This is a genomic window from Vandammella animalimorsus (genome assembly GCF_002288875.1).
Classification (GTDB): Bacteria; Pseudomonadota; Gammaproteobacteria; order Burkholderiales; family Burkholderiaceae_C; genus Lampropedia; species Lampropedia animalimorsus.
The window spans coordinates 12,396-33,088 of the sequence record NZ_NTBH01000002.1 but is presented as its reverse complement, the minus strand read 5'-3'; the positions used below and the strand labels follow the sequence as shown (position 1 = coordinate 33,088).

The 20,693-nt window shown below is 65.9% G+C and carries 17 protein-coding genes and 1 tRNA gene; 13 read left to right on the top strand and 5 right to left on the bottom strand.

Annotated features, from left to right (window positions below; translation table 11 throughout):
* Positions 1-12 precede the first annotated feature (12 nt).
* The 4 genes from fdnG to fdhE all read left to right on the top strand — a co-directional run bounded on the left by fdnG (position 13) and on the right by fdhE (position 5,889).
* The gene (fdnG, locus tag CLI93_RS04115) at positions 13-3,081 is read left to right on the top strand and encodes a formate dehydrogenase-N subunit alpha (protein WP_143326340.1); all 3,069 of its coding nucleotides are present in this window, start codon (positions 13-15) and stop codon (positions 3,079-3,081) included.
* 10 nt (positions 3,082-3,091) lie between these two features.
* Positions 3,092-4,099 carry a formate dehydrogenase subunit beta gene (fdxH, locus tag CLI93_RS04110; RefSeq protein ID WP_095541755.1) on the top strand — a complete coding sequence of 336 codons (1,008 nt, stop codon included), beginning with the start codon at positions 3,092-3,094 and terminating at the stop codon, positions 4,097-4,099.
* Positions 4,092-4,802, top strand: coding sequence for a formate dehydrogenase subunit gamma (locus CLI93_RS04105; protein ID WP_095541754.1), 711 nt, complete (start codon positions 4,092-4,094; stop codon positions 4,800-4,802). The genes fdxH and CLI93_RS04105 overlap by 8 nt, the downstream gene beginning before the upstream one ends.
* Positions 4,803-4,926: 124 nt before the next feature.
* Positions 4,927-5,889, top strand: coding sequence for a formate dehydrogenase accessory protein FdhE (gene fdhE / locus CLI93_RS04100; RefSeq protein ID WP_095541753.1), 963 nt, complete (start codon positions 4,927-4,929; stop codon positions 5,887-5,889).
* Positions 5,890-5,953: 64 nt separating this feature from the next.
* On the opposite strand, the gene CLI93_RS04095 is transcribed toward fdhE, so the two are convergent.
* Both CLI93_RS04095 and CLI93_RS04090 read right to left on the bottom strand, forming a co-directional pair.
* Positions 5,954-6,457 (bottom strand): isoprenylcysteine carboxyl methyltransferase family protein, encoded by a 504-nt coding sequence (locus CLI93_RS04095; RefSeq protein ID WP_095541752.1) that lies wholly within the window; start codon positions 6,455-6,457, stop codon positions 5,954-5,956.
* Between the two features lie 269 nt (positions 6,458-6,726).
* Complete coding sequence (locus CLI93_RS04090; RefSeq protein ID WP_095541865.1) at positions 6,727-8,409, bottom strand: 2-isopropylmalate synthase; 1,683 nt, start codon at positions 8,407-8,409, stop codon at positions 6,727-6,729.
* Between the two features lie 144 nt (positions 8,410-8,553).
* On the opposite strand from CLI93_RS04090, the gene CLI93_RS04085 reads away from it, so the two are divergent.
* On the top strand, positions 8,554-9,405 hold the full coding sequence (locus tag CLI93_RS04085; protein ID WP_095541751.1) for an AraC family transcriptional regulator: 852 nt from the start codon (positions 8,554-8,556) through the stop codon (positions 9,403-9,405).
* A 129-nt stretch (positions 9,406-9,534) separates the two neighbouring features.
* Positions 9,535-10,149, top strand: a complete 615-nt coding sequence (locus CLI93_RS04080; protein ID WP_143326339.1) for a hypothetical protein — start codon at positions 9,535-9,537, stop codon at positions 10,147-10,149.
* Positions 10,150-10,212: 63 nt separating this feature from the next.
* On the opposite strand, the gene CLI93_RS04075 is transcribed toward CLI93_RS04080, so the two are convergent.
* Both CLI93_RS04075 and CLI93_RS04070 read right to left on the bottom strand, forming a co-directional pair.
* Positions 10,213-10,491 carry an addiction module antidote protein gene (locus tag CLI93_RS04075; RefSeq protein WP_238946393.1) on the bottom strand — a complete coding sequence of 93 codons (279 nt, stop codon included), beginning with the start codon at positions 10,489-10,491 and terminating at the stop codon, positions 10,213-10,215.
* Between the two features lie 20 nt (positions 10,492-10,511).
* Positions 10,512-10,835: a type II toxin-antitoxin system RelE/ParE family toxin gene (locus tag CLI93_RS04070; RefSeq protein WP_338066615.1), complete on the bottom strand. Its 324-nt coding sequence runs from the start codon at positions 10,833-10,835 to the stop codon at positions 10,512-10,514.
* A gap of 46 nt (positions 10,836-10,881) precedes the next feature.
* Between CLI93_RS04070 and selA the strand changes: the two genes are divergently transcribed.
* Positions 10,882-12,336 carry an L-seryl-tRNA(Sec) selenium transferase gene (selA, locus tag CLI93_RS04065; RefSeq protein WP_095541747.1) on the top strand — a complete coding sequence of 485 codons (1,455 nt, stop codon included), beginning with the start codon at positions 10,882-10,884 and terminating at the stop codon, positions 12,334-12,336.
* 62 nt (positions 12,337-12,398) lie between these two features.
* Here selA and CLI93_RS04060 read toward each other — a convergent pair whose 3' ends face one another.
* Entirely contained in the window at positions 12,399-13,361 is a 963-nt protein-coding gene (locus tag CLI93_RS04060) for a DUF6683 family protein (protein ID WP_143326338.1), read from the bottom strand.
* Between the two features lie 79 nt (positions 13,362-13,440).
* Here CLI93_RS04060 and selB point away from each other — a divergent pair, with 79 nt between their 5' ends.
* The 6 genes from selB (at position 13,441) to CLI93_RS04030 (ending at position 20,632) form a co-directional block, all read left to right on the top strand.
* Positions 13,441-15,399: a selenocysteine-specific translation elongation factor gene (gene selB / locus CLI93_RS04055; protein WP_095541864.1), complete on the top strand. Its 1,959-nt coding sequence runs from the start codon at positions 13,441-13,443 to the stop codon at positions 15,397-15,399.
* Between the two features lie 131 nt (positions 15,400-15,530).
* Positions 15,531-16,580, top strand: coding sequence for a YeiH family protein (locus CLI93_RS04050; RefSeq protein ID WP_095541745.1), 1,050 nt, complete (start codon positions 15,531-15,533; stop codon positions 16,578-16,580).
* Between the two features lie 247 nt (positions 16,581-16,827).
* Complete coding sequence (locus tag CLI93_RS04045; RefSeq protein WP_095541744.1) at positions 16,828-18,549, top strand: IPTL-CTERM sorting domain-containing protein; 1,722 nt, start codon at positions 16,828-16,830, stop codon at positions 18,547-18,549.
* A gap of 103 nt (positions 18,550-18,652) precedes the next feature.
* Positions 18,653-18,748, top strand: a tRNA-Sec gene (locus tag CLI93_RS04040).
* 116 nt (positions 18,749-18,864) lie between these two features.
* Positions 18,865-19,944 carry a selenide, water dikinase SelD gene (gene selD / locus CLI93_RS04035; protein WP_095541743.1) on the top strand — a complete coding sequence of 360 codons (1,080 nt, stop codon included), beginning with the start codon at positions 18,865-18,867 and terminating at the stop codon, positions 19,942-19,944.
* 52 nt (positions 19,945-19,996) lie between these two features.
* Positions 19,997-20,632 carry a YbhB/YbcL family Raf kinase inhibitor-like protein gene (locus CLI93_RS04030; RefSeq protein ID WP_095541742.1) on the top strand — a complete coding sequence of 212 codons (636 nt, stop codon included), beginning with the start codon at positions 19,997-19,999 and terminating at the stop codon, positions 20,630-20,632.
* The last annotated feature ends 61 nt before the right edge of the window (positions 20,633-20,693 follow it).

Below are 20,693 nucleotides of genomic sequence, written 5' to 3'. Positions count from 1 at the left end.
AAGGTCAACCCCATGATGAACGTCTCCAGGCGCCAGTTCATGCAAGTGACTGGCTCAACCCTGGCAGGCTCCAGTCTGGCGCTGATGGGCTTTTCGCCCTCTGAAGCGCTGGCGGAGGTGCGCCAGTACAAGCTTGCGGCCGCGCAGGTCACGCGCCAGACCTGCACCTATTGCTCGGTGGGCTGCGGCATTTTGATGTACTCGCTCAGCGATGGCGTGCGCAATGCCAAGCGCGCCGTGATTCACGTCGAGGGCGACCCCGATCACCCGGTCAACCGCGGCACGTTGTGCCCCAAGGGTGCGGGTTTGCTGGATTTCATCAACAGCCCCAACCGCCTGCTCAAGCCCCAGTACCGCGCCCCTGGCGCGAGCGAGTGGACGGATCTGTCCTGGGATGAGGCGATGGATCGCATTGCCCGCCTGATGAAAGACGACCGCGATGCCAACTTCGTCACGCACACGGACGATGGCAAGGTGGTCAACCGCTGGCTGACCACGGGCATGCTGGCTGCCTCGGCCTCCACCAGCGAAACGGGCTACATCACCCACAAGGTGATGCGCAATTTCGGCCTTCTTGCATTCGACAACCAGGCGCGTGTCTGACACGGCCCGACGGTGGCAGGTCTTGCCCCGACGTTTGGCCGTGGCGCGATGACGAACCATTGGGTCGACATCAAGAATGCGGATGTGATTTTGATCATGGGCGGCAATGCCGCCGAGGCCCACCCCTGCGGGTTCAAGTGGGTGACCGAAGCCAAGGAGCACAACGGCGCCTATTTCATGGTGGTCGATCCGCGCTTCAACCGCTCGGCATCGGTGGCCGATTACTACGCGCCGATCCGCTCGGGCACGGACATCACCTTCCTGGGCGGGGTCATCAACTACCTGTTGAGCAACGACAAGATCCACAAGGAGTACGTGCACAACTACACGGACTTCAGCTTTGTCGTGCGCGATGACTTCGAGTTCGTCGATGGCATCTACTCGGGCTACAACGAAGAGACGCGCACCTACGAGAAAACCTCGTGGGATTACGAGCGCGGCGCCGATGGCTACGCCGTGGTGGATCCGACGCTGCAACACCCGCGCTGCGTCTATCAGCTTTTGAAGAAGCACTACAGCCGCTATACGCCGGAGATGGTCGAGCGCGTGTGCGGCACGCCCAGGGAGAAGTTCTTGCACGTGGCCGAGAAGCTCGCCAGCACGGCTGTGCCGGGCCGCGCGGCCACCATCATGTACGCGCTGGGCTGGACGCAGCACTCCATCGGCGCGCAGATGCTGCGCACCGGCGCGATGGTGCAGCTGCTGCTGGGCAACATCGGCGTGGCCGGCGGCGGCATGAACGCGCTGCGCGGGCACTCCAACATCCAGGGCCTGACCGATCTGGGCCTGCTCTCGGCCAGCCTGCCGGGCTATCTGAGCCTGCCGCGCGAGCATGAGCAGGACTACGCCGGCTACATCGCCGCGCGGGCGCACAAGCCGCTGCGCCCCGGGCAGGTCAGCTACTGGCAGAACTACTCCAAGTTCCACGTCAGCCTGATGAAGGCCTGGTACGGCAAGAACGCCACGGCCGAGAACAACTGGGGCTACGACTACCTGCCCAAGCTGGACAAGGAGTACGACATGCTCCAGTACTTCCAGCTCATGAACGAGGGCAAGGTCAATGGCTACCTGGCGCAGGGCTTCAACCCGCTGGCGGCGCTGGCGGACAAGAACCGCGTGCGCAACGGCCTGTCCAAGCTCAAGTTCCTGGTGGTCATGGATCCGTTGGCCACGGACACCTCCGAGTTCTGGAAGAACCACGGCGAGTTCAACGACGTGGACGAGAAAGCCATCCAGACCGAGGTCTTCCGCCTGCCCACGACCTGCTTTGCCGAGGACGAGGGCGAGATCGTCAGCTCCAGCCGCGTGCTGCAATGGCACTGGAAGGCCGCCGAGCCGCCCGGCCAGGCGCGCACCGACATCCACATCATGTCGGAGCTGTTTTTGCGCATGCGCGAGCTGTATCGCAAGGAAGGCGGCGCCTACCCCGACCCGATCCTGCACCTGGACTGGCCCTATGCCCAACAGCATGAGGCCAGCGCGCGCGAGGCGGCCATGGAGCTCAACGGCCGCGCGCTGGTGGATCTGACCGATCCGAAAGACCCCAGCAAGGTGCTGCGCAAGGCAGGCCAGCAAGTCTCCGGCTTTGGCGAGCTGCGCGACGACGGCAGCACCGCCTGCGGCTGCTGGATTTTTGCCGGCTCCTGGACGGAGGAGGGCAACATGATGGCCCGCCGCGACAACTCTGACCCCACCGGCATCGGCAATACGCTGAACTGGGCCTGGGCCTGGCCGGCCAACCGCCGCGTGCTCTACAACCGCGCCTCCTGCGACCCACAGGGCAGGCCCTTTAACCCGCACCGCCAGCTCGTGCACTGGAACGGCAAGCGCTGGACGGGCGCGGACGTGCCGGACTTCGTTGCCACCTCTGCGCCCGAAGCGGGCGCTGGCCCCTTCATCATGAATGCCGAGGGCGTGGCGCGCTTCTTCTCGCGCAAGCTGCTCAATGAAGGCCCCTTCCCCGAGCACTACGAGCCGTTCGACACGCCGCTGGGCTACAACCCGCTGCACCCGAACAACCCCAAGGCCACCAGCTCGCCAGCGGCACGGGTCTTCACGCCCATCTGGGAGACTTTCGGCAAGCCCGAGGAATTCCCCCACGTGGGCACGACCTACCGCCTCACCGAGCACTTCCACTACTGGACGCGCCACACGGTTCTCAACTCCATCAGCCAGCCCGAGCAATTCGTGGAGATTGGCGAGGCGCTGGCCGCATCCATTGGCGTCAAGGCGGGCGACCGCGTCCGGGTCAGCTCCAAGCGCGGCTACATCAAGGCCGTGGCGGTGGTGACCAAGCGCATCAAGGCCATGCAGATCGACGGCAAAACCATCCACCACGTGGGCATTCCCATCCACTGGGGCTTCAAGGGCGTGGCCAAGCCAGGCTTCATCGCCAATACCCTGACCCCCTTCGTCGGTGATGGCAACACCAACACCCCCGAGTTCAAGACCTTCCTGGTGAAGGTCGAGAAGATCTGAAGGAGTCCACATGGCATTGCAATCCCTGGACATCAAACAGCGCTCGGCCACCACCACACCCTCGCCCCAGGTGCGCGAGCCGCGCTCGGGCGAAGTGGCCAAGCTCATCGACGTCTCCAAGTGCATTGGCTGCAAGGCTTGCCAAACCGCCTGCTCGGAATGGAACGACCTGCGCGACGAAATCGGCCACAACCATGGCGTGTACGACAACCCCATGGACTTGACGGCCGACTCGTGGACGGTGATGCGCTTTACCGAGTACGAGAACGAGGCCTCTGGCAACCTGGAGTGGCTGATCCGCAAGGACGGCTGCATGCACTGCGAGGACCCCGGCTGCCTCAAGGCTTGCCCCTCGCCCGGCGCCATCGTGCAGTACACCAACGGCATCGTGGACTTCCATGAGGAGCACTGCATTGGCTGTGGCTACTGCGTCACCGGCTGCCCCTTCAACGTGCCGCGCATCTCCAAGAAGGACAACAAGGCCTACAAGTGCACCCTGTGCTCGGACCGCGTGGCCGTGGGCCGCGAGCCGGCCTGCGTCAAGACCTGCCCCACCGGCGCCATCATGTTCGGCACCAAGCAGGCCATGACGGAACAGGCCGAGCGCCGCATTGGCGACCTGAAAAACCGCGGCTACGCCAACGCGGGCCTGTACGACCCGGTCGGCGTGGGCGGCACGCACGTCATGTACGTGCTGCACCATGCCGACAAGCCCTCGCTGTACGCGGGCCTGCCCGATGCGCCGCAAGTCAGCCCCGTGGTGCGGCTGTGGAAGGGCGTGACCAAGCCGCTGGCCCTGGCCGGCATCGCCCTGGCCGCGCTGGGCGGCTTCTTCCACTACACCCGCGTAGGCCCCAACAAGCCCACCGAGCAAGATGAGGAGGAGGCCGACGCCCAGGCCCTGGCGCGCCGCCAGGCCGCAGGCATCGCCACCGAACACGCGCACCATGAGCACCATGCCCAGCACGTCCAGCACGCGCCGCACGCGCCATTGCAGCAGGAGGCCCGCCATGACTGAACACCATCGCCCCACGCCCATCGACTTCGCCGTGGACGCCGAGGGCCGTCCGGCCATCCAGCGCTACACCGCCAACGAGCGCAGCAACCACTGGCTCACCGCCATCAGCTTTGTGCTGCTGGCGCTCTCGGGCCTGGCGCTGTTTCACCCCTCCATGTTCTGGCTCACCAACCTGTTTGGCGGCGGCCCGTGGACGCGCATCCTGCACCCCTTCATCGGCATCGTGATGTTCCTCTCGTTCACCGTGCTGGCGCTGCGCTTTTGGCGTCACAACTTTCTGGACAAGAACGACATCCAGTGGCTCAAGCAGCCGGGCGACATGCTGGCTAACCAGGAGCACAAGCTGCCACCCGTGGGCAAGTACAACGCTGGCCAAAAGATCCTGTTCTGGGTTCTGCTGGGCAGCATGCTGGGCCTGCTGCTGACGGGCATCGTCATGTGGCGCGCCTACTTCAGCCACCTGTTCGGCATCGACATCATTCGCGTCGCCTCGCTGCTGCACGCCTTCTTTGGCTTCGTGATGATTTTCTCCATCGTGTTCCACATCTATGCAGCCTTCTGGGTCAAGGGCTCCATCAAGGCCATGACGCGCGGCACCGTCAGCTACGCCTGGGCCAAGCGCAACCACCGCCTCTGGCACGACGAAATCGTCGCCCGCGAGCAGCGCCTGGCTGCTCAGCGCCAACAGCGCACCAGCAGTTGATGCACACTAGGCCCCTTGGCAACGCACCGTTGCACTGAGGGGCCATCGCTTCACAGACGAACGCGCACACGCCGGGCACGCCCGGCGTTTCATTTGCCACTTTGCGCCACCACCCCAACACGCCATGCAACGCATTCTTCAACCCGGTGAGATCGAAGCCCTGGACCGCACGCGCATGCCCCATGCGCGCCTGCCCCAGCCCGCCAGCCTGTTTCGCGAGCGCGCCGCCCGGCTGCTGCAACAGGCCGAGGGCAACCCCATTGGCGATTACCTGCGCGTCATGGCGCGCATCGTGCAGGCCCAGGCCGAGCTGGCCGGCCACATTCAGACCGAGCCCTGGGCGCGCGAGGCCATCGCCCAGGCCCAAAGCCATGCCATGCCGCTGTGCAACCCGAGGGCCGAGCTGGACGCAGCATGGCATGGCGCGCTGGCGCAGCTGCTGGCGCGCCTGGCGCCCGAACAGGGCCTGCCTGCGCCCATGCAGCAGGCCCTGAACGCCCTGGGCCAGCACAAGCCCGAGGCGCTACAAGCCCTGGCAGCGCGCATCCTGGACGAGCGCATGGAGGCCGGCGACCTGCTGGCCGCACCCATCGTCATGGCCGCGCTGCAGCTGCACTACGCCCACAGGGCCAGCCAGCTGCAGGAAAGCGACGTGCCCTACACCCAGCCCATGACCATCTGCCCCGTCTGCGGCTCACAGCCCGTGGCCAGCGTGTTGCGCATCGGCGGCGCCGAAGGCGGCCTGCGCTTTCTGCACTGCAGCCTGTGCTGCACCGAGTGGCACATGGTGCGCATCAAATGCAGCCACTGCGAATCCACTGGCGGCATCCGCTACCAAGGCGTCGTCAACCAGGATGAGCCCCATGGCGACACCGCCCAGGCCAGCCCCGACGTCAGCAAGGAAGTCGTGCTGGCCGAAACCTGCGACCACTGCCACAGCTACCGCAAGATCGTCAACCAGGAAAAAGACCCGTACGCCGAGCCGCTGGCCGACGACCTGGCCAGCATGAGGCTGGATTTGCTCATGGGCCAGACCGACTACGCCCGCGCCAGCGCCAACCCGCTGCTGGCGCTGAGGCAGCGGTAAACGCCTGCTCTGACGGGCCGGGCGACCGCTGCCGCTGGGCGCAGCAGCAAGCCAGGCTGCCCCATCACCACAGGTGGCGCATGGCCTGCTGCTCGTGGCGGATGCGCACCGCCAGGATGGCAAGGTACAGCGGCAGGCCCACCAGCATCACCGCCCAGGCATGGCACAGCAAGCCCACGCCGATCAGCTCGGGGATGATGTTCAGAAAGTAATTGGGGTGGCGCACATTGCGGAACAGCCAGTTGCGATTCATTTTGTGCTGCGGGTGGATGTAGAGCTTGACCGTCCACACGCTGCCCAGCGCGTGGATCACATAAAACAGCATGGCCAGCGCAAACGCCAGCACGGCCGTGCCAATGGCCGAGATCGCATCGAATGTTGCGCCACGCACATAGGACTCGGCCAGCGCCGCAAAGTAATAGACCACGTGCGCGGCCGACAGCAGCTTGGAATTGCGCTCCCCATACTGCCTGGCGCCTTCAGCGATCAGGCGTTTTTCGTTCTTGATGGAAATGGACAGCGACACCAGGCGAATGGCAAACACCAAGGCAAAAACAGCAGCAATCATCTTTCTCTCAACAACTAAGAATCTGTTCAAAATCTCGGTGCGAGCGGGCAAGAAGCGGCTTGGGATGGGCTGCAAGGCGCAAAACACAGCCATAGCTGGGGCTGCTATGGCGAGGCTTTGCAACGCGGCAGACCGCCCAAATCCGCTTGATTGCACACCGCGCAGGGATTTTGAACAGGTTCTAAGGGGCCCTAAAACAACAAAGCCCCGCGCAGCGATGCCACGCGGGGGCGCGATTGTGCCATGCCTGTGGCAATCGTAAAAAATCGTCAACTGCCGCGCGATACCGCATCTCCCACGCTGCCCAGGCCGCCCCAGCGCGCCGCGGCGCTCAGCACCGCACGCACGGCGGCCGTGGCGGTGTTGGCATGCACGGCTGCGCCAAAGCGCGTGCCGGGCTGGCCGGGCCAGGCAGCCTCGATGACGGCCAGCGACTGGGCTTGGGCGCCGTGGCCCAGGCTTTTTTGCTCGAAGCTGTCGATGCGCAGCGGCAGGCCCAGCGCGGCCACGGCGGCCTCCACCGGGCCGCTGCCCACGCCGCGCCGGGTTTGCGGCTGGCCATCCACCCCTTGCAAGCGCAGCTCGATGCCTTGTTGGCCGCCTTCGGCGTCAAACAGGCGATGGCCGAGATAGCCGCCATCGGCGCTCAGATACGTCTGCGCAAACAATTGCCACAGTTGCGCGCTGGAGAGTTCGGTTTCGCTGGCATCGGCCGCCTGCTGCACGATGGCGCTGAATTCCACCTGCATGCGCCGCGGCATGCGCACGCCATGATCGCGTTGCAGCAAAAAGGCGATGCCGCCTTTGCCCGATTGGCTGTTGACGCGCACGATGCTGTCGTAGGTGCGGCCCAGGTCTTGCGGGTCGATGGGCAGGTAGGGCACGCGCCAGGGCGCATCGGGGAGCTGGGCGGCAAAGCCTTTGGCGATGGCGTCCTGGTGCGAGCCGGAAAAGGCGGTGAAGACCAGATCGCCCACGTAAGGGTGGCGCGGGTGGATGGGCAGGGCCGTGCATTGCTCGGCGATGCGGGCCACGGCAGCGATGTCGGAAAAATCCAGCCCGGGCGCGATGCCCTGGGTGTAGAGGTTGAGCGCCAGCGTGACCAGATCGACGTTGCCGCTGCGCTCGCCATTGCCGAACAAACAGCCCTCCACGCGCTGCGCTCCCGCCAGCAGGGCCAGCTCTGCACAGGCCACGCCGGTGCCGCGATCGTTGTGCGGGTGCACGGACAGCGTGATGTGCTCGCGCCGCTCCAGGCGGCGGTGCATCCATTCGATCTGATCGGCAAAGACGTTGGGCGTGCTCACTTCCACCGTGGTGGGCAGGTTGACGATCATGGGCCGCGCCGCGCTGGCATCCCAGGCGCGGATGGCGGCGTTGCACACGGCCAGGGAGACGTCCAGCTCGGCCATGCAAAAAGTCTCGGGCGAGTATTGCAGCACCCATTGCGTGTGCGGCTGCTGCTCGGTCAGGCGGCGCAGCAAGGCGATGTGGCGCTCGACCAGCGCGATGATGTGCGGCACATCCATGCCGAACACGACTTCGCGCCACACGGGGGCGATGGCGTTGTACAGATGCACGATGACGCGGCGCGCGCCCTGCACGCTGCGCACGGTCTGCTCGATCAAATCCTCGCGCAACTGGCACATCACCATGGGCGTGACGTCTTCGGGGATCAGGCCCTGCTCCACCAGATGCCGCACGATCTCGAAATCGGTTTGCGAGGCGGCGGGAAAGCCGATTTCAATCTCCTTGAAGCCAATGCGCACCAGCTCGTGAAACAGTTGCAGCTTGCGCTGGCGGTTCATCGGCTCGAACAGGGCCTGGTTGCCATCGCGCAAATCGGTGGACAGCCAGACGGGGGCCTGCGCCAGCGTGCGCGAAGGCCATTGGCGCCCGGGCAAATCGATTGGGGCAAAGGCAGGGTATTTGGCGGCGGGGCGGGTCAGCATGGGCATGGGTTGCGTGGTGCTCTGTTCACGGAAGTTCTCGGGAAACAGGCACTGTAGGCAGCCGCCATTTGTCCATCTACAAAAAATCAGACAAATTCTTTTGCAAAATGGACATCTTCGAGCGATCCAAGCCCTCTTTCTCCAATGGGATACACCGCCCCCACCCCCGAGCGCGCCGCGCACGCGCTGGACTTGTACCTGCACGAACACAGCCCCCTGCCCGCCACCTGCGTAGCCGTGCGCTACCCCGCCGGCCACAGCGTGCCCGAGCACCAGCACGCCTGCGGGCATGTGCTGTATGCCGCCGAAGGCGTGTTGCGCGTGCAAACCCCGGCTGCCCACTGGCTGCTGCCGCCCACCGCCGCCGTCTGGCTGCGCCCGGGCGTGCCCCATCGCCTGCACACGCCCGTGGCCGTGCGCGCCTATGGCGTCTTCATTCACCCCGCGCATGGGCCAGCCCTGCCCGCGCACGACGGCGTGCTGCACGCCTCAGCCCTGCTGCGCGAACTCATCGCCGCCCTGGCCCTGGTCGATCCAGCCCAGCCGCCCACACCGCGCGCGCAACTGCTGGGCCAATTGCTGGTGACCGAACTCAGCGCCGGGGCTGATAGCGACACCGCCACGTCCGGCCAGCCCCTTCATCGCCCCCTTCACCGCCCATTTCATTTGCCCTGGCCCGCCGATGCCACACTGGCGCGCATCTGCACGCAATTGCTGGCGCAACCCGACGACGCCCGCGAAGCCGCCGCCTGGGCCGCGCAATCGGCCATGAGCGCCAAGACCTTGCAACGGCGCTTTCTCCGGCACACCGGCCTGGGCTTTGGGCAATGGCGCCAGCAAATGCGCCTGCTGCACTCGCTGCCCCTGCTGCTGGCTGACGCCCCCATCACCCAGGCCGCGCTGCAATCGGGCTATGGCAGCCCCGGCGCTTACAGCGCGGCATTCAGAAAGCACTTTGGCTGCACGCCGTCGGAATTCCTGGCGGGCAAACGGTGAGCGGCGAGTGCGCGGCTGGGGGCAAAAGAGCAAGCCTTCACCCACAAAAGCCTTATGCTGCGCCCTTGCCTGTCCATTCGCGCCGCGATTTTTGGCAGGCTTCAAGAAATCCACGATCAGGAAAGCGCCATGCCCCGACACACCCTGCACACGGCCCTGCTACTAGCCGCCGTGACCTTGAGCCTGCCAGCGCTGGCCGAAACCCCAGCCGGCGCGGCGGCCTGCCCGCCCGCGCAAAACATTGGCTTTTACGGCTTGCACCTGGGCGCAACGCTGGCGGACATCCAGAAAACCATCCCCCAGGCCAAGCGCAATGGCAACGGCAGCGCCATCGTCATCCCGACCGATGTGGCCATCGACAAGGCCATGCCCGGCGTGTCCAGCATCCGCCACATCCGGCTCGATCAAGACGGCAAGGTCATCGGCTTTGCCCTTGGCTTTGACGGCCAGAGCCAACTGCCCGGCGGCATCTCCTACACCGCCACCACGCCGCTGGCCGAGATGGTCGCCAGCTTCAGCCGCCAGCACGGCCTGCCTGCCACGGCTTGGAAAACCCAGCCGCTGATGAGCCAGGAAGAAATGCAATCCCTGGGCTACGACCCCGCCAGCGCCGAGGCCGAACTGGCCTGCGCGGGCTACCGCATCACGCTCTCGCAGGATTTCGCCAGCGGCCGTCAGGCGCTTGGACCCAGCCTGATGGTGCAGGCCGAAACGCAAGCGAACCAAGAGCGCGAACCGTCTTGATGCGATCGGCAAAACCCGAATCAGACCGGGCCCCGTACTCCCGTCAAGCGCAAGCCATCTCCTTCAAGGCTGCACTGGCACGGCCACCAGCCGCACACCCAGCGCCGCCATGACGCGCTGAATGGTCTCGAAACGCGGCTGTGCATCGGCTCGCAGTGCTTTGTACAGCGCCTCCCGGCTGACTCCGGCATCTCCAGCGACCTTGCTCATGCCGCGCGCACGCGCCACATCCCCCAAGGCTGCGGCCAAAAGCGCCGGGTTGCCCTCTTCCAAAACGGCCGTGAGGTATTGGGCGATGGCTTGCCCGCTGTCCAAATGCTCGGCCACATCAAAGGTTTTCAAGTCTGTAATCTTGACCACTGTCAATCCTCCAACTGCGCCGCAAGTGCCTTGGCGGCAGCGATATCCGCAGCCTGCGTACGCTTGCTGCCACCACCCAGCATGACCACGATCACCGGGCCACGCTGAACGCAGTACATCCGCCAGCCTGGGCCAAAATGCTCACGCAATTCGCTGACCCCTTCGCCCACAGGCCGGGCATCGCCCCACAAGCCCAGTGACAGTTTGCGCAAGCGTGCAAGCAACCGGGCTCGCGTCATGACATCTGTGATGCCAGCCAGCCAATCGATGAACTCTTGCGTTTGCTTGATCGTGAACACGCATGAATTGTAATCGATCGAATACACCCAAGACCACATCACATTCCCAGTCAAGCACTCCCCAAGCCCTGCCATGCCCGCCCCCACTCCCCCCCAATTGCGCCTGCCCGCGCTGGACAAGCTGCTGGCCGCGCCGCCCATGCAGGCGTTGATCGCCACCTGGGGCACGGCCGCCTGTACCGAGGCGGCGCGCGCCTGTCTCGATGCCTTGCGCCCGGCCATGCGCGCCGGGCAACTGACCGCAGCGCAAATCACGCCCGATGCCCTGGCCGCGCAGGCCCGGCAGCATTTGCAGGCCCGCTTTGCGCCGCGCCTGCAAGCCGTCATCAACCTCACGGGCACGGTGCTGCACACCAACCTGGGCCGCGCCCTGTTGCCCGATGAGGCCGTGCAGGCCGTGGTGCGCGCGCTGAGCGCGCCGGCCAATCTGGAATACGACATCGCCAGCGGCGGGCGGGGCGACCGCGACGACTTGATCGCCCCGCTGCTGTGCGAGCTGACCGGGGCCGAGGCCGCCACCGTCGTCAACAACAACGCCGCCGCCGTGCTGCTGACGCTGCATGCGCTGGCCGCGCGCCGGGAAGTCATCGTCTCGCGCGGGGAGCTGGTGGAAATCGGCGGGGCCTTTCGCATCCCCGACATCATGTCCCGCGCGGGCGCGAAGCTGGTGGAGGTGGGCACCACCAACCGCACCCACGCGCACGATTACGCCAACGCCATCGGCCCTCGCACCGCCTTGCTGATGAAGGTGCACACCAGCAACTACGCCGTGCAGGGCTTTACCAAGGCCGTGGGCGAGGCCGAAGCCGCCGCCATCGCGCGCCAGCACGGCCTGCCCCTGGCCGTGGACCTGGGCAGCGGCACGCTGGTGGACATGGCGCAATGGGGCCTGCCGCCCGAGCCCACGGTGCGCCAGACCATCGCCGCCGGGGCCGACGTCGTCACCTTCAGCGGCGACAAGCTGCTGGGCGGCCCGCAGGCCGGGCTGATCGTGGGCCGCAAGGACTTGATCGCCAAAATCAAGAAAAACCCGCTCAAGCGCGCGCTGCGCGTGGGCAAGCTCACCCTGGCCGCGCTGGAGCCGGTGCTGCAGCTCTACCGCATGCCCGACTTGCTGCCCCAGCGCCTGACCACGCTGCGCCTGCTCACCCGCAGCCAGGCCGAAATCGCCCGCCAGGCCCAGGTGCTGCAACCGCTGCTGCAAGCCGCGCTGGGCGATGCCTGGGCCGTGCAGGCCGAGCCGGTGTTCAGCCAGATCGGCAGCGGCGCCCTGCCCGTGGACACCCTGCCCAGCTACGCTCTGGCTGTGCGCCCGGCCGCGAAAAAAGGCCGTGGCCGCCAACTGCTGCGCCTGGAAGAAGCGCTGCGCCAACTGCCCCGCCCCGTCATCGGCCGCATCGCCCAGGATGCGCTGTGGCTGGACTTGCGCTGCCTCTTGGCGCAGGAAGAAGCCGCATTCACCGCCCAGCTCGCCACCTTGGCGCAGATACTTTCGGAAAAGGAAACCCCAAATGAAAAATGCCATTGACTGGCATTTTTCATTCGAGGCATTCAAAACGAAATGCACGCAATAGCGTGAAAACCCAACCATCAATGCAGGGCCAGGCCGTTTTTGCCAATGGTCATTTTGTCCGGATCAATGCCCAGACTTTTCAAATTGCTGCGCGCCTGGTTGGCTGCGGCTTGCAGCGCGGCAGGGTCCTGCCCCGCTTCTTCCTGAATGACGATTTGCACCAGGGCAAGCCAGAGCAGGTTTTCAGCAAGGCGTTGCTTGTCGGCATCGCTCATGGCGAGCATGTCCTTGTCCTTGCTCATCACCGTTTCAAGCTGATTGACCAAATTGCCGGTTTCCACGCCCATGTCTTGCGCCTTGCGAATGGTGCCGTAGTTGATGACCAGCCAGAATGCCATGGCCTGGGCGACGCTGTCTTTGCTGCCACCTTTTTTGCGCAGGGTTTCGCGGATGGTGGGGATGAAATTCCAGCTTTGCATGCGGCGGATTTTGGCTTCGGCTGCCGCATCCAGAGTGCCGGTTTTCTTGGCATGGTCCAGCAAGTTGGCAATGAAGGCTTCTTCGGTTTGCTGGCTGACACTTTGCGAATATTGGTATTGATAGGCTTTCGGGTTTTTCTGGCCCTGCTCTTTGGCGCCAGACTTTTTGCTTCTTCTGCCTGAGCTGTTGCCGAAAACGCGGTTGTGGTTGTTAAACGTGTTTTGCAGCTGCAGGCGGCTGTTGACATCGTAGGTGAGAAAGTCAGAGCTGTAGCCGCCCCAGCTCGGGGTACTCCAATCAATATCGGCACGAGTATCTTGTGCAAGGCAAAGGGCAAACGCGCTGGCAGCGGCAAGAATGAAGGCCTTGCTGCGGCGGGCAAAAAAGATTGTGCTCATGTTTCTCCTCTTTGTGGTTGGATGAATCTGCGTCAATCGCGGCAGCACGATGCAAAAAGAAAACGCGCATGGCAGATTGACAATTTGGCAAGAAAGCGGGCAGTGCAAAATACGCGCCATCGGTAATCTGCCTTGAAACGCCGGTTTTTTACCATGAGTCACGGCATATTCCACGCAAGCACCACACTCCCACGCAGGCATGCCGCCTGAGCACCCACTCTTTCACATTCAGGCCCACACCATGATCATCGGCACCGCAGGCCACATCGACCACGGCAAGACCGCGCTGGTGCACGCCCTCACCGGCGTGGACACCGACCGGCTGCCTGAAGAAAAAGCGCGCGGCATTTCCATCGAGCTGAGCTACGCCTACCTGCCCGTGCCGGGCACGCAGCAGGTGCTGGGCTTCATCGACGTGCCCGGGCATGAGAAATTCGTCCACACCATGGCCGCCGGGGCCGTGGGCATTGACCATGCGCTGCTGGTCATCGCCGCCGACGACGGCCCCATGCCGCAAACGCGCGAGCACCTGGCCATCCTCGAGCTGCTGGGCGTGCGCCAGGGCTGCGTGGCGCTGAACAAGGCCGATCGCGCCTCGCCCGCGCGGCTGGCCGCCGTGCAGGCCGAGGTCGCCGCGCTGCTGCAGGGCACGCCGCTGGCGGGCGCTCCCGTCTTTGCCACCAACGCGCTGGATGCCGCCGACGCCGGGCTGGCGGCGCTGCGCGCGCATTTGCTGGATGCCGCGCGGCGCTTTCCCGCCCGGCCCAGCCAGGGGCTGTTCCGCCTGGCGGTGGATCGCAGCTTCACCCTGCCGGGGCAGGGCACCATCGTCACCGGCACCGTGTTTGGCGGCAGCGTGCGCGTGGGCGATGTGCTGCGCCACAGCCCCAGCGGCCAGAGCGTGCGCGTGCGCAGCATCCACGCCCAGAACCAGCCGGCCCAGGCCGGGCACAGCGGCCAGCGCGTGGCCCTCAATCTGGCGGGCATCGAGCGCACGGCCATTGCCCGGGGCGACTGGATGGCCGAGCCGCAAGCGCTGCAGGCCACGCGCCGGCTGGACGTGCAATTGCGCGTGCTGGCCAGCCAGGCCCAGCCCATCAACCCATCGGGCCAGACTGAAGCCAACGCCGCCAAGCCCATCGGCCCCTGGACCAGCGTGCACCTGCACCTGGGCACGGCCCACCGCACGGCCCACGTCGTGCCGCTGGAGGGCTCGCACATCGCCTGCGGCCAGCAGGCGCGCGCCCAGCTCGTGCTGGATGAGGAGGTCTTCGTCACCGCAGGCGATCGCTTCATCCTGCGCAATGCCCAGGCCAGCCAGACCATTGCGGGCGGCCAGGTGCTCGACCCCAACGCCCCCGAGCGCAAGCGCCGCAGCCCCGAGCGCATGGCCTATCTGGATGCCGTGCAGACCGCCATCGACACCGGCGACATCGCCCCTCTCATCGGGCAAGCTCCCTGGGGCATGGGCCGCGCGCAACTGGCGCGCCTGCTGGGGCAACCCGCCCGCAGCCTGCCCGCGCCGCCGGGCTGCATCGCCCTGGGCGCGGATGAGGCCGAGCAACTGCTGCTGGCCCCGCAGCACTGGGCCGCCTTGCAGGCCAAGGTGTGCGAGGCGCTGGCGCGCTTTCACGAGCGCACGCCCGACGAGCCGGGCGTGAACGCCGCCCGGCTGCGCCGCATGGCCCTGCCCGACCTGCCGCCCGCTGCGCCGCAAGGGGCGGATACGCTATGGCGCGGCCTGCTCGCCGCCCTGCTGGAGCAAGGTCAGCTCGCGCAGACCGGCCCCTGGCTGCACCTGCCCAGCCACCGCGTGCAACTGAGCGCGCAGGAGGAGCAGCGCGCCGCCCGGCTGCTGCCCGCCATCGCCGCAGGGCGTTTTGATCCGCCCTGGGTGCGCGATCTGGCCCAGGCCCACCAGCTACCCGAGGAGGAAGTGCGCCAACTGCTGCGCAAGCTGGCGCGCCAGGGGCGGCTGCACCAGGTCATCAAGGATTTGTTCTACAGCCCCGAAGCCATCGACGCCCTGCTGGCCATCGCCGCCGAGCTGGCCCGCCAAAGCCCGCAGCAGGCCGTGCAGGCGCGCCACTTCCGCGACGCCACCGCCCTGGGCCGCAAGCGCGCCATCCAGGTGCTGGAATACTTCGACCGCAGCGGCCACACCCGCCGCATCCGCGATGCGCACGTGATGCGTACGTGATGCGCTGATGCAGCATCGCTCCATCAAAGGCACACCAAAAGGCACATATTGGGCTGCGCTGTGCGGCACTGAAGCCCGCAACAACCATCGGCCCGGTTTTCAGCCGTTGGCCGCGCCATAAAATTTGCCGCATGCCAAACACCCGCGCAGCGCCCGCATCGCCTTTTCACACGTTTGCCCACTCCCTTCGCGCCCTGCTGCCCGGCCTGACCGTGGCCGTGGTGGTGGCGCTGGCCGCCACTTTCGTGGCCGAGCATTACGGTGGCCCCAAGTTTTTGTATGCGCTGTTGATTGGCATTTCGCTGCACTTCCTCTCCGAGCATGGCCGCTGCCAGGCGGGCATCGAGTTTGCGGCCAAGAAGCTGGTGCGCTTTGGCGTGGCGCTGCTGGGCGCGCGCATTGCCCTGGCCGACGTGAGCGCACTGGGCGGCTGGGGCGTGGCGGCGCTGGCGGGCGCAGTGGTGCTGACCATCGGCTTTGGCCTGCTCATGGCGCGGCTGCTGGCGCAGCCCACGGTGTTCGGCCTGATCTCCGGCGGGGCCACGGGCATTTGCGGTATTTCGGCGGCCATGGCCATCTCGGCCACGCTGCCTCAGACCGAGGACAACGAGCGCTACACGCTGATGACGGCCATTGGCGTGGCGGCGCTGTCCACCGTGGTGATGGTGCTGTACCCGCTGCTGGTGCAATGGGCGGGCTGGCCGGTGCCGCTGGCGGGGCTGTTTCTGGGCGGCTCCATCCACGACGTGGCGCAGGTGGTGGGCGCGGGCAACATTGTCTCGCCCGAGGTGGCGCAGGCGGCCACGCTGGCCAAGATGATGCGCGTGGCCATGCTGGTGCCCGTGGTGCTGGTGTTGGCGCTCATCTTCCGCGATGAAGTGGCAGCCTTTGCCCGCGCCGGGGGCAAGCAGGCCAGCCGCCCGCCGCTGCTGCCGCTGTTTTTGCTGGTGTTCGTGGCGCTGGTGGTGGTCAACAGCCTGGGCTGGATTCCCGCACCCGTGCAGGCGGCGGCGGGCGGCGCCTCGCAATGGGCGCTGGTGATTTCCATCGCAGCGCTGGGGGTGAAAACCTCGTTCCAGAAAATCCTGGCGCTGGGCTGGCGGCCGGTGGCGCTGCTGGTGAGCGAGACGCTGTTCGTGGCGCTGTTCATGCTGGCGGTGGTGGCGCTGCTGGCGCGCTGAGGGCCGCTCCATACTCAGCCAGACATGTCGGAAGGCAACGGCCCCAAGCCACCGCGCTGGCGGCATGGCAAGGCCCTGAAAACGCCACAGACCGTCAACAATCCACACTCTTTCCTCTCCCGCAGACTTTGAGCCAGCTCCAAGAGGTGTTACGCTCGGCGTCGGGGCTTGTCATCGAGTTCTGTAAGCCTGCGGCCAGCGCCACCCCCCCTTTAACAACAACTCCAAACCCGTCTGAGAGAGAACCATGCCAACCAACCACTACCCTCGTCCAGCCTACACGGTTCGCCTGCTGGCGACGCTGGGCGCCTTCTCCGGCCTGTGCGCCAGCACAGCCGCCTGGGCCATTACCCCTCCGGGCACGCCCCCCACTTTCTACTGCGATGCCAATCGCCCAGCCGATGCCGATACCGTAGAGGGCCAGTTCAACACCCGCACCGCCGACGGCAGCGCTGATGCAGCCGACCGAGGCAACCAGCCGCGCTGGGAATACGGCAGCCGAGTGGACGTAGGCACAGGCAGGGGCACCCCGCCCACGCCGGATGCGCTGCCCGACCAGACCTGGAAATTCTTTACCGGTCATGAGCTGGATCGCTACCTTACGCCAGGCACTCAAGCTCCGTACAACACCTACCCTGGCATTGCCGTAGGCCATTACCCAGCCATTGGCACACCCCAGCTTGCACAGTATGGTGTGCACTACTTTCGCTACCGCTTCAAGCTCGACGGCTCGGTAGACCCTGCCAGCTACGCCATCACCATCCCCGCAGGGGTGTTCGCGCCAGGGCAGCCTCATCTGCGCGTGGACGACTACATTCAAGGCGTTTACGTCAACGGCGCCAAGGTGGCTGTTGCACCGACGCTGCCTCAAGTCCTGGGCGGGGCCGCTATGCCCAACCAATGGAAGGCTGGGGAGAATGAGTTGGTGCTGGCCATCCAGAACACCAGCGTTGGCGGCGCTGTATGGCTGAGCCTGCAAAAAGTGGAGCAATCCGCCTGTAATGTTCTGCCGCCCGATACCACGCTGAGCCAGCCAGCAGACGTGACGAGCGACGAGCTGCCCACCTTCAGCGGCACGACCAGCAACGCTCCAGCTGGCGCAACCGTGACCGTGGTGATCAAGCGCGCCGATGGCTCCACCGCTGCCACGCTGACCGCCACCACCGATGCCAGCGGCAATTACACCGTGGCCGCCACCAACAAACTGCCCGCTGGCACTTACACCATCGAAGCCAATGTCGATGGTGATACATCGCCGGCCAGCCAAAAGCTGACCGTGACTGCGGCCCCTGTAGCGCCCGCACCCGACACCACGCTGGCCCCACCAGCGAACGTGACGACCGACGAGCTGCCTTCCTTCAGCGGCACGACCAGCAATGCAGCTGCCGGCACGAAGGTGACCGTGGTCATCAAGCGCCCTGACGGCACACCCGTCGCCACGCTGACCACCACCACCGATGCCGGCGGCAAGTACACCGTGGCTGCCACCGACAAACTGCCCGCTGGCACCTACACCATCGAGGCCAATGTCGATGGCGATACCACGCCGGCCAGCCAGCCGCTGACAGTGACCGCCGCAGCCACCCCAGACACCACGCTGCCCCCACCGGCTGCCGTGTCGCCTGATGAGCTGCCCACCTTCAGCGGCTCGACCAGCAACGCTGCCCCTGGCACAACCGTGACCGTGCTCATCAAGCGCCCTGACGGCACCATCGTCGAGACCCTGACCACCACCACCGATGGCAGCGGCAATTACACCGTCACCGCCACCAACAAGCTGCCCGCTGGCACTTACACCATCGAGGCCAGCGTCGCTGGCGACACCACACCGGCTACGGCTTCGCTCGTGGTGCGTTCTGCACCGCTGATCAACGGCGCCGTGCCCGTGCCCACCCTGGGGCATGGAGCGCTGGGATTGCTCAGCCTGCTGTTGATGGGCGTGGCTGCTTGGCGCCGCAAGCGCTTCTGAGCGAGCGCGCCCTATCATCGCTCAGGGCCGCAGCGCATACAGCTGGGCCTTGAGCTGTGCATTTCCGGCCTGCAGGCTTTGCAACCTGCAGGCCGTATGTTCTGGAAGGCATACGCACCCGGTGGTGCGCCCGGGCTTCAAACCCGGTAGGGGGTGTCAGACGCTCCCTGGTAGGTTCGACTCCTGCTGCTTTCCGCCACCCATGCGCGTGCTGTCGCTTCCGCGCGGCACAGTCTGGCCCGACCTTCTCCCTTGTTGGCCGGGCTGTTTTTTTGCCTGCGCTGTGTCGGCAACGCGTTTTGAACCGTCTCTGCCATGAATTCATCTGCTTCTTCCCCAGCCTCGCCGCCGCGGCTGACCTCGCTCTCGCACGGCGGGGGCTGCGGTTGCAAGATTGCCCCAGGCGTGCTCAGCGACTTGCTGGCGCGCAGCCGCCTGCCGCTGCCGCAGCAGTTCCCGCAGTTGCTGGTGGGCACCGAGACGGCCGACGATGCCGCGGTCTATCAGATCAACGAGCGCCAGGCCATCGTCGCCACGACGGATTTCTTCATGCCCATCGTCGATGACCCTTACGACTTTGGCCGCATTGCGGCCACGAATGCGCTGTCGGACATCTACGCCATGGGCGCCACGCCGCTGTTTGCGCTGGCCATCGTCGGCATGCCCATTCAGGTGCTGCCGCACGAGACCATTGCCCGCATTCTCGAAGGCGGCGAGGCCGTGTGCCGCGATGCCGGCATTGCGTTGGCCGGTGGCCATTCGATCGACTCGGTCGAGCCCATCTACGGGCTGGTGGGCATTGGCATCGTCGATCCGGCCCAGCTCAAGCGCAATGCCAGCGCGCAGGCCGGCGACGTGCTGATCCTGGGCAAGCCGCTGGGGGTGGGCGTGCTCTCGGCGGCGCTGAAGAAGGGCCAGCTCGATGAGCAAGGCTATGCCCGGATGCTGCACAGTACCACGCAACTGAACCGCCCCGGCACGGCACTGGCCGCGCTGCAAGGCGTGCACGCCATGACGGACGTGACGGGCTTTGGCCTGCTGGGCCATGCGCTGGAGCTGGCGCGCGGCGCAGGCTTGCAGGCCCAGCTGCAATGCGCGCAGCTACCGCTGCTGCCGGGCGTGCGCGAGCTGGCGGCACAGGGCATCGTCACCGGCGCCTCGGCGCGCAACTGGCAGTCCTACAGCGACAACGTGCAATTGCCCGCAAACTGCGACGAGGCCACGCGCGCGTTGCTGACCGACCCGCAGACCTCCGGCGGCCTGCTGGTGGCCTGCGCGCCCGAGGCCGCTGACCAGGTGTTGCGCCTGTTCACCCAGGCCGGCTTTGCCCAGGCCAGCGTCATCGGCCGCATGGCCGCGCTGCCGCCCGGGCAAGCGCCAGTGTGCGTGCAATGAAGCGGCGCCTACAATCGACCGCTGCCATTGACGACACACAGGAGGAATCTGCATGAAGCTCATCAGCCACAGCTTTCAGGATGGCCAGGCCATCCCCGGCGAATTTGCCTTCGGCGTGCCCGACGCCAAGACCCATGTGGCCTTGTCGGCCAACCGCAATCCGCACCTGGCCTGGAGTGAGGCGCCGGCAGGCACGCAATCCTTCGTGCTGATCTGCCACGACCCAGACGTGCCCAGCCGTGGCGACGACGTGAACCAGGAAGGCCGCACCGTGCCGGCCGATCTGCCGCGCGTGGATTTCTTTCACTGGCTGCTGCTGGACATCCCCGCCACAATCACGGAAATCGCCGCTGGCGCGCACTCGGACGGGGTCACGCCGCGCGGCAAGAGCGGCCCCGAGGCGCCGGGCGGCATGCGCCACGGCATCAACGACTACACCGGCTGGTTTGCCGGCGACGCGCAGATGCAGGGCGATTACTACGGCTACGACGGCCCTTGCCCGCCGTGGAACGATGCGCTGCGGCACCGCTACGTTTTCACGATTTATGCGCTGGCGCAGCCGCAACTGCAGGTCGATGGCCCGCTGACGGGCGCCAACGTGCGCGCCGCGCTGCAGCGCGCACAGGTACTGGGCCAGGCCAGCATCACCGGGCTGTACACGCTCAACCCTGCTGTCTCGCTGGGTTGAGACGCCACTCTGAAAATCGACTGAACCACACAAAAAGCCGCGCCGATCGCATGCACGATCG

Coding starts and splice junctions, on each gene's coding strand:
- fdxH (WP_095541755.1), top strand. CDS start 3,092: ATGGCATTGCAATCCCTGGACATCAAACAGCGCTCGGCCACCACCACA.
- CLI93_RS04045 (WP_095541744.1), top strand. CDS start 16,828: ATGCCAACCAACCACTACCCTCGTCCAGCCTACACGGTTCGCCTGCTG.
- CLI93_RS04090 (WP_095541865.1), bottom strand. CDS start 8,409: ATGCTGACCCGCCCCGCCGCCAAATACCCTGCCTTTGCCCCAATCGAT.
- CLI93_RS04085 (WP_095541751.1), top strand. CDS start 8,554: ATGGGATACACCGCCCCCACCCCCGAGCGCGCCGCGCACGCGCTGGAC.
- CLI93_RS04050 (WP_095541745.1), top strand. CDS start 15,531: ATGCCAAACACCCGCGCAGCGCCCGCATCGCCTTTTCACACGTTTGCC.
- CLI93_RS04105 (WP_095541754.1), top strand. CDS start 4,092: ATGACTGAACACCATCGCCCCACGCCCATCGACTTCGCCGTGGACGCC.
- CLI93_RS04095 (WP_095541752.1), bottom strand. CDS start 6,457: ATGATTGCTGCTGTTTTTGCCTTGGTGTTTGCCATTCGCCTGGTGTCG.
- fdhE (WP_095541753.1), top strand. CDS start 4,927: ATGCAACGCATTCTTCAACCCGGTGAGATCGAAGCCCTGGACCGCACG.
- CLI93_RS04030 (WP_095541742.1), top strand. CDS start 19,997: ATGAAGCTCATCAGCCACAGCTTTCAGGATGGCCAGGCCATCCCCGGC.
- CLI93_RS04080 (WP_143326339.1), top strand. CDS start 9,535: ATGCCCCGACACACCCTGCACACGGCCCTGCTACTAGCCGCCGTGACC.
- selD (WP_095541743.1), top strand. CDS start 18,865: ATGAATTCATCTGCTTCTTCCCCAGCCTCGCCGCCGCGGCTGACCTCG.
- selB (WP_095541864.1), top strand. CDS start 13,441: ATGATCATCGGCACCGCAGGCCACATCGACCACGGCAAGACCGCGCTG.
- selA (WP_095541747.1), top strand. CDS start 10,882: ATGCCCGCCCCCACTCCCCCCCAATTGCGCCTGCCCGCGCTGGACAAG.